This window comes from Pseudomonas sp. GV047, assembly GCF_003058245.1.
Classification (GTDB): domain Bacteria; phylum Pseudomonadota; class Gammaproteobacteria; order Pseudomonadales; family Pseudomonadaceae; genus Aquipseudomonas; species Aquipseudomonas marginalis.
In genome coordinates, this window is record NZ_QCWA01000002.1 from 412,802 (window position 1) to 425,820 (window position 13,019).

General features: G+C 62.6%; 7 protein-coding genes. All 7 read left to right on the forward strand.

Going from position 1 to position 13,019, the window contains the following annotated elements; translation table 11 throughout:
• The first annotated feature begins 48 nt into the window (after positions 1-48).
• The 7 genes from tssE (at position 49) to C8K58_RS07205 (ending at position 13,016) form a co-directional block, all read left to right on the forward strand.
• Entirely contained in the window at positions 49-564 is a 516-nt protein-coding gene (tssE, locus tag C8K58_RS07175) for a type VI secretion system baseplate subunit TssE (RefSeq protein WP_027608263.1), read from the forward strand.
• Entirely contained in the window at positions 561-2,420 is a 1,860-nt protein-coding gene (gene tssF, locus C8K58_RS07180) for a type VI secretion system baseplate subunit TssF (RefSeq protein WP_108573459.1), read from the forward strand. The genes tssE and tssF overlap by 4 nt, the downstream gene beginning before the upstream one ends.
• On the forward strand, positions 2,384-3,427 hold the full coding sequence (tssG, locus tag C8K58_RS07185; RefSeq protein ID WP_027608261.1) for a type VI secretion system baseplate subunit TssG: 1,044 nt from the start codon (positions 2,384-2,386) through the stop codon (positions 3,425-3,427). The genes tssF and tssG overlap by 37 nt, the downstream gene beginning before the upstream one ends.
• Entirely contained in the window at positions 3,420-6,083 is a 2,664-nt protein-coding gene (tssH, locus tag C8K58_RS07190) for a type VI secretion system ATPase TssH (RefSeq protein ID WP_027608260.1), read from the forward strand. The genes tssG and tssH overlap by 8 nt, the downstream gene beginning before the upstream one ends.
• Positions 6,084-6,242: 159 nt before the next feature.
• Positions 6,243-8,183, forward strand: a complete 1,941-nt coding sequence (locus tag C8K58_RS07195; protein ID WP_108573461.1) for a type VI secretion system Vgr family protein — start codon at positions 6,243-6,245, stop codon at positions 8,181-8,183.
• A gap of 15 nt (positions 8,184-8,198) precedes the next feature.
• Positions 8,199-8,633 (forward strand): DcrB-related protein, encoded by a 435-nt coding sequence (locus C8K58_RS07200; protein WP_098480708.1) that lies wholly within the window; start codon positions 8,199-8,201, stop codon positions 8,631-8,633.
• 12 nt (positions 8,634-8,645) lie between these two features.
• A complete protein-coding gene (locus C8K58_RS07205; protein WP_098480707.1) occupies positions 8,646-13,016 on the forward strand; it encodes an RHS repeat-associated core domain-containing protein in 4,371 nt (1,456 codons plus the stop codon).
• The last annotated feature ends 3 nt before the right edge of the window (positions 13,017-13,019 follow it).

Below are 13,019 nucleotides of genomic sequence, written 5' to 3' on the forward strand. Positions count from 1 at the left end.
GCCACAAGCCTTTTGTCCCTCTCGCAACCCGTCCGTGGAGCTGCTTTGGTGGTAACTGAAATCGCTTCCCGCGACCGTCTGCAACCGTCCCTGCTGGACCGGTTGACCGACGACGACCCAACCAATCCCAAGGAAAGCGCCGATAAACGCGTGCTGTCCCTGACCCAATTGAAAGCCTCGGTGCTGCGCGACCTGGCGTGGCTGCTCAATACCACGTCGTTGCTCGATGCCGATGCCACGCTGCACACACAGGCCGGTACCTCGGTGGTCAATTACGGCCTGCCGGCGCTGGCCGGCAACAGCGTTTCCAGCGTCGACATCAAGGCCCTGGAAGCCCTGATCTACCAGGCGATTGCCACCTTTGAACCGCGCATCCTGCGCCATACACTGCGGGTGAAGGCCCGCGTCGGCCATGGCGAGATGAATCACAACGCCCTGAGTTTCGAGATCGAAGGCGACCTGTGGGCGCAGCCGGTGCCCTTGCGCCTGTTGCTGCAAACCGACCTCGACCTGGAATCCGGCCATGTGCGCGTGGTGAATGCCGACCAGCGGAGGCGCCCATGAACCCGCGCCTGCTGGATCTGTACAACCAGGAACTGCACCACGTGCGCGAAAGCGCGGCGGAGTTCGCCAAGGAATACCCGAAGATCGCCAGTCGGCTGACCCTGTCCGGTATGGACTGCGCCGACCCGTACGTCGAACGCCTGCTTGAGGGCTTTGCCTACCTCACTGCCCGCGTACAGCTCAAACTCGACGCCGAGTACCCGACCTTCACCCACAACCTCCTGGAAATCGCCTACCCGCACTACCTGGCGCCGACGCCATCGATGACCGTGGTGCAATTGCACACCGACCCCGATGAAGGCTCCCTGGCCAGCGGCTTTCCGCTGCCGCGCGACACCGTGTTGCGCGCCGCCCTGGGCCGCGAAACCCAGACCTGCTGCGAGTACCGCACCGCGCATCCGGTGACGTTGTGGCCGTTGCAGGTCAGCAGCGCCGAGTACTTCGGCAACCCCGCCGCCGTGCTCGGACGCCTGGCCGCCAGCGAGCCGAAAGCCAAGGCCGGCCTGCGCCTGACCCTGCGCACCGGCGCCGAATTGCCGTTCAACAGCCTCGACCTGGACAACCTGCCGCTGTACCTCAGCGGTGCCGACGAGCAGCCGTTCCGCCTTTACGAACAACTGCTGGGCAACGCCTGCGCGGTGTTTGCGCGCAAGCCCGGTGGCGATTGGGTCGAGCGCCTGCCCCAGGACGCGTTGCGCTCGCGGGGTTTCGACGACGCCGATGCGGCCATGCCGGTGGTCGCGCGGGCCTTCCAGGGCTATCGCCTGTTGCAGGAATACTTCGCCCTGCCCCACCGTTTCCTGTTCGTCGAATTCGCCGAGCTGAGCCGCGCGGTCAAGCGTTGCGACGGCCAGGAGCTGGAGCTGATCGTGCTGTTCGACCGTCACGAGCCAAGCCTGGAAGGCAGCGTCGGCGCAGCGCAGTTTTTGCCGTTCTGCACCCCGGCGATCAACCTGTTCCCCAAGCGCGTGGACCGCATCCACTTGTCCGACCGGGTCAACGAGCACCACGTGATCGCCGACCGCACGCGGCCGATGGATTTCGAGATTCATTCGTTGAGCGGCATCACCGGCCACGGCACCGGGCCAGAGCAGCCCTTTTTGCCGTTCTATGCGGTCCGCGATCCATCCCGTTATGGCCGCGACCAGGCGTACTACACCGTGCGCCGCGAGCCGCGGGTGCTGTCCAGCGACCAGCGCCGCAACGGCCCGCGCTCCACCTATGTGGGCAGCGAAACCTTTGTCAGCCTGGTCGACAGCCGCCAGGCGCCGTATCGCCATGACCTGCGCCAACTCGGCGTGACCGCGCTGTGCACCAACCGCGACCTGCCGTTGTTCATGAGCGTGGGCAACGGCAAGACCGACTTCACCCTGGCCGACAGCGCGCCGGTGTTATCCGTGCGTTGCGTCGCCGGGCCCAGCCGCCCACGCGCCAGCCATGCCCATGACGCCAAGGCCTGGCGCCTGATCAGCCAGTTGTCGCTCAACTATTTGTCCCTGAGCGAGCAAGGCCAGGGCGCGGCGGCATTGCGCGAACTGCTGCGCCTGTATGGCGACAGCAATGACGCGGCCCTGCAATTGCAGATCGAAGGCTTGCGCGACGTCAGCAGCAAGGCCGTTACCCGGCGCCTGCCGATGCCCGGCCCGATTGTGTTTGGCCGCGGCCTGGAAATTACCTTGGAGTTCGATGAAAACGCGTTTCGCGGCACCGGCGTGTTCCTGCTCGGTGCGGTGCTGGAACGCTTCCTGGCACGCTACGTGTCGATCAACAGTTTTACCGAGACGGTGATCCGTACCACCGAACGCGGCGAGATCATGCGATGGAAAGCCAAGCCCGGGCGTCGTCCGACCCTGTGAGTACGTTGGATGCGATGCATCAGGAGCCCTGGGAATACGATTTCTTCCAGGCGTTGCGGCGTATCGAGTGCGAATCGCCCGAGCTGCCGCGCCTGGGCCATTCCCTGCGCCTGGCGGATGACCCGTTGCGCCTGGGGCAACAGGCCGATTGCACCTTCGCCCCGGCCACCCTGGCCTCGGTCGATCCCGGCGGCGACGGCAAACCGGCGCGGCTGGAACAGTTCTTCTTCGGCCTGGGTGGCCCCAACGGTCCGTTGCCGCTGCATATCACCGAGTATGTACGCGAGCGCCAGCGCAACAACGCCGACAGCACCAGCAAGCAGTTCCTGGATGTCTTCCACCACCGCCTGCTGAGCCTGTTTTACCGGGCCTGGGCCGAGGCGCGGCCGACGGTCAGCCACGACCGCCCGGACGATGACTACTGGTCCGCACGCCTCGCTGCCTTGAGTGGCCGGGGCATGCCGAGCCTGCTTAACCAAGGATTGATTCCGGACACGGCGAAGCTGCACTACAGCGGCCACCTGTCGGCACAAACCCGCTACCCGGACGGTTTGAAGGCGATCCTCGGCGAGTATTTCGGCCTGCCGGTGGAGATCGAAGAATACGTCGGCCAATGGCTGGAACTGCCCGAACGCAGCCGCGTGGGCGTGAGCGCCCACCAGCTGGGGGTGGACTTCTGCCTGGGCAGCCACGTGTGGGACCGCCAGCATAAATTCCGCATCCGCCTGGGCCCGCTCAAGTTGGACGACTACATGGGCATGCTGCCCGGCAGCCAGCCGTTCAACGAGCTGGTGGCGTGGGTGGCCGAGTACCTGGGCCATGAATTGGACTGGGACTTGAACCTGGTTCTGCAACAACCCGAAGTACCGGCGCTGCAACTCAATGGCCAGTTCCGCCTGGGCTTCAACACCTGGCTCGGCTGCCCTGCGGTTGATGCCAACGACCTAATCCTGGCCCGGCATTACGCCGATCAAGCCACCACCTCAAGGAATCCAGAGCATGGGTGAAATCAGTCGCGCCGCACTGTTCGGCAAACTCAACAGCGTGGCCTACAAGGCCATCGAAGCCGCCACCGTGTTCTGCAAGCTGCGGGGCAACCCGTACGTGGAACTGGCCCACTGGTTCCACCAGTTGCTGCAACTGCAGGACTCGGACCTGCACCGCATCATCCGCCAGTTCAACGTCGAGCCGGCGCGCCTGGCCCGAGACCTCACTGAAGCCCTGGACCGCCTGCCGCGTGGCTCGACGTCGATCACTGACTTGTCTTCCCATGTTGAAGAGGCGGTGGAACGCGGCTGGGTGTACGGCAGCCTGATGTTCGGCGAAAGCCAGGTGCGCACCGGCTACCTGGTGCTGGGCATCCTCAAGACGCCAAGCCTGCGCCATGCGCTGCTGGGGTTGTCCTCGGAGTTCGACAAGATCAAGGCCGAAGCCCTGAGCGAGCGGTTTGACGAATACGTCGGTGATTCGCCGGAAAACGCCCTGACTGCCAGCGACGGTTTCAATGCCGGCGCGGTGCCGGGCGAGGCCAGCGGCGCCATGGCACCGAGTGCGATGGGCAAGCAGGAAGCCCTCAAGCGTTTCACCGTTGACCTGACCGAACAAGCGCGCAGCGGCAAGCTCGATCCGATCGTGGGCCGTGACGAAGAGATCCGCCAACTGGTGGACATCCTCATGCGCCGCCGCCAGAACAACCCGATCCTCACCGGTGAAGCCGGTGTGGGCAAGACCGCCGTGGTCGAAGGTTTTGCCCTGCGCATCGTCGCCGGTGACGTGCCGCCCGCACTCAAGGATGTGGAACTACGCAGCCTCGACGTGGGCCTGCTGCAAGCCGGCGCGAGCATGAAAGGCGAGTTCGAACAGCGCCTGCGCCAGGTCATCGAAGACGTCCAGGCCTCGCCCAAGCCGATCATCCTGTTTATCGACGAAGCCCACACCCTGGTGGGTGCCGGTGGCGCTGCCGGTACCGGCGACGCGGCCAACCTGCTCAAGCCCGCCCTGGCCCGTGGCACCCTGCGTACCGTGGCCGCGACGACCTGGGCCGAGTACAAGAAGCACATCGAGAAAGACCCGGCCCTGACCCGCCGCTTCCAGGTGGTACAAGTGGCCGAGCCGTCGGAAGACAAGGCGCTGTTGATGATGCGCGGCGTGGCCTCGACCATGGAAAAGCACCACCAGGTGCAGATCCTCGACGAAGCCCTGGAAGCCTCGGTGAAACTGTCCCACCGCTACATCCCGGCGCGCCAGCTGCCGGACAAATCCGTGAGCCTGCTGGACACCGCCTGCGCCCGCGTCGCCATCAGCCTGCACGCGGTGCCGGCCGAAGTGGACGACAGCCGCCGCCGCATCGAAGCCCTGGAAACCGAGCTGCAAATCATCGCCCGCGAGCATGCCATCGGCATTGCCATTGGTGCGCGCCAGAGCAACAGCGAAGCCCTGTTAAGCGCCGAGCGTGAGCGCCTGGCGACCCTGGAAAGCCGCTGGGCCGAAGAGAAAGCCCTGGTGGATGAGCTGCTCGCCACTCGTGCAACCCTGCGCGAAAAGGCCGGCGTCGTGGACAGCGGCAACGATGAATTGCGTGCGCAACTGGTCGACCTGCAACAGCGCCTCACCGCGCTGCAAGGCGAAACCCCGTTGATCCTGCCGACCGTGGATTACCAGGCCGTGGCCTCGGTGGTCGCCGACTGGACCGGTATCCCGGTGGGCCGCATGGCCCGCAACGAACTGGAAACCGTGCTCAACCTCGACCAGCACCTGAAAAAACGCATTATCGGCCAGGACCACGCCCTGCAGATGATCGCCAAGCGCATCCAGACGTCCCGCGCCGGCCTCGACAACCCGAGCAAGCCGATTGGCGTGTTCATGCTGGCCGGCACCTCCGGCGTGGGCAAGACCGAAACCGCCCTGGCCCTGGCCGAAGCCATGTATGGCGGTGAGCAGAATGTAATCACCATCAACATGAGCGAGTTCCAGGAAGCCCACACGGTGTCGACCCTCAAGGGCGCGCCTCCGGGCTATATCGGCTACGGCGAAGGCGGCGTGCTGACCGAAGCGGTGCGGCGCAAGCCCTACAGCGTGGTGCTGCTGGACGAGGTGGAAAAAGCCCACCCGGACGTGCATGAGATCTTCTTCCAGGTGTTCGACAAGGGCGTGATGGAAGACGGCGAAGGCCGGGTGATCGACTTCAAGAACACCCTGATCCTGTTGACCACCAACGCCGGTACCGAGCTGATCTCCCAGGTCTGCAAGGACCCGGCGAACATCCCCGAGCCGGAAGAAATCGCCAAGGCCCTGCGCCAGCCACTGCTGGAGATCTTCCCGCCCGCCCTGCTCGGCCGCCTGGTGACGATCCCGTACTACCCGCTGAGCGACGAGATGCTCAAGGCGATCACCCGCCTGCAACTCAACCGCATCAAGAAGCGCGTGGAGACGACCCACAAGGTCGCCTTCGACTACGACGACGCGGTGGTCGACCTGATCGTCTCGCGCTGCACCGAGACCGAAAGCGGCGGGCGCATGATCGACACCATCCTCACCAACAGCCTGCTGCCGGACATGAGCCGTGAATTCCTCACGCGCATGCTCGAAGGCAAGGCATTGGCGGGTGTGCGCATCAGCAGCCGGGATAACGAGCTGCATTACGACTTCAGCGACGCCGAATAACGACTGTTGGAATGCAATGCAAATGTGGGAGGGGGCTTGCCCCCGATAGCGGTGATTCAGCCACCGAATGCATCAACTGACACACTGCTATCGGGGGCAAGCCCCCTCCCACATTTGAACTCAGTTTCTTCAGTTATTTAGTCATTTTCGAGACGCCCGATGCTATTCAACCAAGCCTCACGCCTGGCCAAGATCACCAGCCCCCTCGGGCCGGATGTGCTGCTGCTCAATGAAATGGGCGGCGGCGAAGAGCTGGGCCGCCTGTTCACCTATGAGCTGCAACTGACGTCCCTGGACGCCAACATCGACCTCAACCAGTTGCTCGGCAAGCCCATGAGCGTCGGTCTGCAACTGGCGGACGGTGGTGAGCGGCACTTCCACGGCATCGTCGCGCGCTGCAGCCAGAACATCGACCAGGGCCAGTTCGCCAGTTACCAGGTGACGCTGCGCCCGTGGTTCTGGCTGCTGACTCGCACCTCGGACTGCCGGATTTTCCAGAACCTGAGCATCCCGCAGATCATCAAGCAGGTGTTCCGCGACCTGGGGTTTTCCGACTTCGAAGACGCCCTGAGCCGGCCGTACCGCGAGTGGGAATACTGCGTGCAGTACCGCGAGACCAGCTTCGATTTCGTCAGCCGCCTGATGGAACAGGAAGGCATCTACTACTTCTTCCGCCATGAACAGGACCGCCATGTGCTGGTGCTGGCCGACGCCTATGGCGCCCACACCACGGTGCCGGGCTATGCCTCGATCCCGTACTACCCCAAGGACGAGCAACAGCGCGAACGCGACCACATGCACAACTGGCACCTGGCGCAGGAAGTCCAGCCCGGCTCGCTGGAGCTCAACGACTACGACTTCCAGCGCCCCAGCGCCAGCATCGACGTGCGCTCGGCCATGCCGCGCCCGCATACCGCCGGCGACTATCCGCTGTACGACTACCCCGGCACCTACGTGCAAAGCGCCGACGGCGAACACTACGCGCGCACCCGCATCGAAGCCCTGCAAACCCTGCATGAACAGGTCGAGTTCGCCGGCAATGCCCGTGGCCTGGGTTCCGGCCACCTGTTCAGCCTCACCGGCTTCAGCCGCCAAGACCAGAACCGCGAATACCTGATCGTCGGCTGCCGCTACTACATCGTCCAGGAAAGCCTGGAAAGCGGCGGTGGTTCGGGTTCGGCGCAGTTCGAAAGCAGCCTGACCTGCATCGACGCCCAGCAAAGCTTCCGCCCGCTGGCCACCACCCACCGCCCCATCGTCAAAGGCCCGCAGACAGCATTGGTGGTTGGCCCCAAAGGCGAGGAAATCTGGACCGACCAGTACGGCCGCGTGAAGGTGCACTTTTACTGGGACCGCCACGACCAATCCAACGAAAACAGCTCGTGCTGGATCCGCGTGTCGCAATCCTGGGCCGGCAAGAACTGGGGCTCGATGCAGATTCCACGGATCGGCCAGGAAGTGATTGTGAGCTTTCTGGAAGGTGATCCTGACCGGCCGATCATTACGGGGCGGGTGTACAACGCCGAGCAGACGGTGCCCTACGACCTGCCGGAGAACGCGACCCAGAGCGGCATGAAGAGTCGCTCCAGCAAAGGCGGCACGCCGGCCAACTTCAATGAAATCCGCATGGAGGATAAGAAGGGGTTGGAGCAGTTGTATATCCATGCCGAGCGTAATCAGGACATTGTGGTGGAGGTGGATGAAAGTCATTCCGTCGGGCACGACCGCAATAAAAGTATCGGCCATAACGAGACGGTGACCATCGGCAACAACCGCCTGCGCATCGTCAAGCAGGAAGACATCCTCTCGGTGGGCCAGAGAAAGACCGACAGCATCAGCCAGAGCTATGTCATCGAAGTGGGCGAAAACCTGCGCCTGGTCTGCGGTGAAAGCATCCTGGAGCTCAACGCCAGTGGGCAGATCAACCTGACCGGCGTGAACATCAGCTTCTATGCCAGCGGCGATGCCGAGTTCAATACCGGCGGCGTGCTGCACCTGAACAACGGCGGCGGCCCTGGCGCCACGCCCGACGGCCAGGGCCAGAAAGGCGCCATCGACGCCAATATCAAAGCCGCCTTCCCCGCGCCCAAAAGCTCCTGACGAGACCCGTTTGCCATGACGTACCGAATCAACGAATTCCAGTTCCAATTGCCCGCCAGTGAGTTGCAGGACGCGACGATCAATATCCTCAAGTTCCCGGAGTTGGGCACATCCCTGATCGTCAGCCGCAGCCTGTTGGCCGACGGCGAAACCCTGCACAGCAACTTCAACGACCAACTCCAGCGCCTGGAAAAACAAGTACAGGATTTGCGCTATCAAGCGGGTGTGGACGTGCGTTTGGGCGCCGCGCAGGAGGTGGAAGGCATCGAGCTGCGCAGCCAGTTCAACAAGGGCAATGACAAGGTATTCCAGTATCAGTTGGCGCTGGTGATACCGGGCACGCGCAAGATGCTCGCGTTGAGTTATGTGAAGGCGGACACGCTGGGGGATGCAGAGGCGGCGCACTGGGCCTTGATCAAAAACTCGCTGTCGTTCGACGCTATTTCCTGATGAGCTGCCCGCATGTCTGACGCGTTATGGGCGGCCCGGATGGGCGATGCGCTCTCCCACACTTCGATGATGGCCGACATCCTCGGCGGTGTGCTGGAGGTGGCGGCCAACATCGCAATCACGGCGGTGGCGACTGCGGCGGTGGTTGCCGCCACCGGGATTACCGTGGCCACCGGCGGGCTCGGCTGTTTCCTGCTGGGCGCCGTGGTGGGCACGATTGTCGGCCTGGCCATGAGCAAGACCGGGGCGGACAAAGGCTTATCGAATTTATGCGAGAGCTTCAGCAACGCCCTGTTTCCACCCACGGTGCAGGCGAACATTCTCACAGGCTCCACCAATACCCTCACCAACAGTATTCCGGCCGCTCGCGCTGCCGGGGCGATCAGTTCTCACGTCGCACCCGCCGGCACTGAACTGGAAGAACCCGCGCCCGAGCCGGAAGCCAGCTACCTGGACATGGCCGAGAGTTTCTTCTCGCAGATGTGGCGCCCCACGGTTGCCACACCTGCGCCCGGCGCCGAACCCAAGCCGCTGGATTTGGTCACGTGCATGAAGCACCCGCCGATGCCGCCGCAGTTTCTGGCCGAGGGTTCGGAAAAAGTCACCATCAATGGCCAGCCGGCAGTGCGCAGCGGTGACCGCAGCACCTGCGATGCAACGGTGGTGTCGTCGGGGCTGATTTCCTCCAACGTGACCATTGGCGGCGGTTCGGTGGTGGTGCGCGAGATCCGCAGCGGCAAGACGCCGGGCGTCGGGCTGGCGGTGACGGCGTTGTTGATGCTCAAGGGCGGCAAGGGCAAGTTCTTCAGCAAGCTGCCGTGCATGTTGATCGGCGGCGCGACCTCGATGGCCGTGAGCAGCGCGATGGGGGCGATGGCCAATGCGGCCATGGGCTCGTCGAACCCGGTGCATGCGGCCACCGGCGCCAAGGTGCTGGGCGGCGATGATGAGCTGGATTTTGTCCTGCCCGGCATCCTGCCGATTGATTGGCAACGCTTCTACAACAGCCGCGACGAACGCTCGGGCAGCCTGTTCGGCGCAGGCTGGAGCGTGCCGTATGAAGTGTGCGTCGACATCCAGCCTCACCCCGACGGCGGCGAAACGCTGGTCTACACCGATGAACAGGGCCGGCCTATCGACATGGGCAGCATTCCCCTGGGCGGCGCGGTGTTCAGCGCCGGTGAAGGGCTGGCCGTGCGCCGACACCTCAACGGGCAATTGCTGATCGAAAGCGATGACGGGCTGTATCGCTTATTTGAGCCTTCCGCCAACCCGGCGTTGCTGCGCCTCAGCCAGCTCGGCGACCGCAACGACAACCGCATCCATGTTGATTACGACGAAGCCGGGCGGCTGATCCGGCTGCGCGATACGTTCGACCTGGTGCAAGTGGAGTTGATCCGCGATCAAGGCCACGTGGCGCGGCTCGAACGCCTTTACCCCGATCAGCGCCGCGAAGTACTGGTCAGCTATGACTATGACACCGCTGGCAACCTGGCGCTGGTGCGCGACGCCACCGGCCAGGTGCAGCGGCGCTTCAGCTACGACAGTGGTCGGCGAATGGTGGAGCATCAGTTGCCCACCGGATTGCGTTGCTTCTACGAATGGGCGTTGGTTGACTGCTTGGAGTGGCGGGTTGTCCGGCACTGGACCGATGAGGGCGACGCGTACCAGTTCGACTATGACTTGAAGGCCGGGCTCACTCGTATCACCGACGGTTTGCAGCGCGTCAGTACGCGGCATTGGAACACGCAGCACGAGATCATTCGACACAGCGATAATCTCGGGCAGACCTGGCTATTCGAATGGAACGACGAACGCCAACTGCTCAGCGCCACCGATCCGTTGGGTGGGCGCTATGAATACAGCTACGACGAAGCCGGCAACCTGATCGGCGAGAGCGACCCGTTGGGCCGCAGCGATTCGATTCTGTGGCTCGAACATTGGGCGCTGCCGCTGATGGAAACGGACGCCGCCGACAACAGTTGGCAGTATCGCTATGACCCGCGTGGTAACTGCATCGCCGAAACCGATCCGCTGGGCTACGTCACCCAATATCGCTACGACGCCCATGGACAGCCAGTAGAAATAATCGATACCACCGGCAAAAGCAAAAAGCTGCGCTGGAATCCATTCGGGCAATTGGTTGAGCATATCGACTGTTCGGGTTATCCGACGCGTTTCAGTTATGACGAGCGTGGGTATTTGCAGGTCATTACTGATGCGCTGGGTGAGCGCACGCTATTCATCCATGACGCCCAGGGTCGCTTGCTCAGCAGCCAACTGCCGGACGGGCGTACCGAGCACTACCAACGAGACGTCAGCGGCCAACTGCTGGGTTATACCGACCCGGCCGGGGACACCACTCTCTACCAGTACAACCGTCGTGGCCAGGTCAGCCAGCGCACCGACGCCCATGGTCGACAAGTGCAATTCGGTTATGACAGCTATGGGCGCCTGCAAGCGCTGATCAACGAGAACGGCGAACGTTATCGGTTTGCCTGGGACGCCGCAAACCGACTGGCCGAGCAACAGGACCTTGACGGCAGCGCCAAGCGCTACGACTACGACCCGCTGGATAATATCACCACGGTGACTGTAGTCCCTGCACCTTACGGGAATGGCTTGGCGGTGGTTCCCGAAACGCCACCCGCCCGCATCGCTCACCGGCTGGCGCGCGATGCGGTCGGCCGATTGGTTGCAAAAACCACCGACGATGGCCGCACCGACTACAGCTACGATGCTGTGGACCAGCTTACGGCAGTGACTTTCACCGACGTGCAAGGCAATACCCAAGCCCTGGGCTTCGCCTACGACGCCCTCGGTCAATTGCTGGCCGAACAGAGCTCAGCAGGCAACCTGCAACACCACTACGACGAGCTCGGCAACCTAATCCAGACCCAACTGCCTGACGGCCGCTGGCTCAATCGCCTGTACTACGGCAGCGGCCACCTGCACCAGATCAACCTCGACGGCCAGGTGATCAGCGACTTCGAGCGCGACCGCCTGCACCGCGAGGTCCTGCGTACCCAAGGCCAGCTCAGCACCCGCAGCGAATACGACCGCAGCGGCCGACTGCGCTCACGCCAACGCCGCCTGGTGAGTCAGCCTTCGTTAATGCCGGCAGCAGCGCGAAAACAGTTCGAGTACGACCCCGCTGACAACCTGATCGGCAAACTCGACCAGCAACCCGCCGCGCAACACCGCCAACTGCTGCACTACGACGCCACCGGCCGCATCATCGCCAGCCAGGACAGCCTGCACGGCCAGCGCGAAACCTTCGCGTATGACGCCGCCGCCAACCTTCTGGACGGCCCGCAGGCCGGTGCCGGGTTGGTGGTGCACAACAAGCTGCTGACGTATCAAGACAAGCGTTATCGCTATGACGCCTTTGGGCGAATGGTCGAAAAGCGCAGCGCCAAACGCGGTGTACAGCGATTTGCGTATGACGCCGAGAGTCGGTTGATCGAAGTACGCAATGAAAACGGCAGCGTGGTCAGGATGACCTATGACCCGCTGGGCCGGCGCATTGAGAAGACTGAGCATGGCAAGGATGGGTATCCGCTGGGGGAAACCCGATTTACCTGGGATGGTTTGCGGTTGTTGCAGGAGCATAAGCACAGCCAGACCAGTCTTTATGTCTACGAAGATGACGGCTACGAACCCTTGGCGCGGGTCGATGGCGCTGGGCCGTTACAGAAAATTCGTTACTACCACAACGACCTCAATGGCCTGCCGGAACAGCTGACAGACGCGGATGGGCATAGCGTCTGGCAGGCAACGTATCGGGTGTGGGGCAACACCCTGGAAGAGGTGCGCGAGCCTTATTACATTGAAGAGCAGAACCTGCGGTTCCAGGGGCAGTACCTGGATCGGGAGACAGGGCTGCATTTCAATACGTTCAGGTTTTATGATCCAGATGTGGGCCGGTTTACGACGCCGGACCCGATTGGATTGGACGGCGAGCTCAACCTCTACCAATACGCACCCAACCCCATTGCATGGTTAGATCCTTGGGGGTGGAAGACCTGTGGCGCTGCAAACGGAAACTCCAGACAAAATAACAAGCCAAACCACGTTTATGTCATCCGTAACAAAACGACTGGCCAGGTACATAAATACGGCATTAGCGGCGGGAAAATTTCTAAGAACGGCAAGTCTTACCGCGCTGAATCTCAGGTGCGCAAACTCAACAAACCACCCGGCTCTGATAAATACGAGTCAGCTATCATCAGGAAAAATGTAACGAGAACCAAGGCATTGAAGGTTGAGCAAGGTAGAGTAAATGGCTACTCGGTAGCCGCTCAAAGAGCCGGCCAAACACCTACGTTCCCAAAAGTTGGTATCAATCCAGTGGGTAACTCACTACCCAACGCGACGAGATAGAGA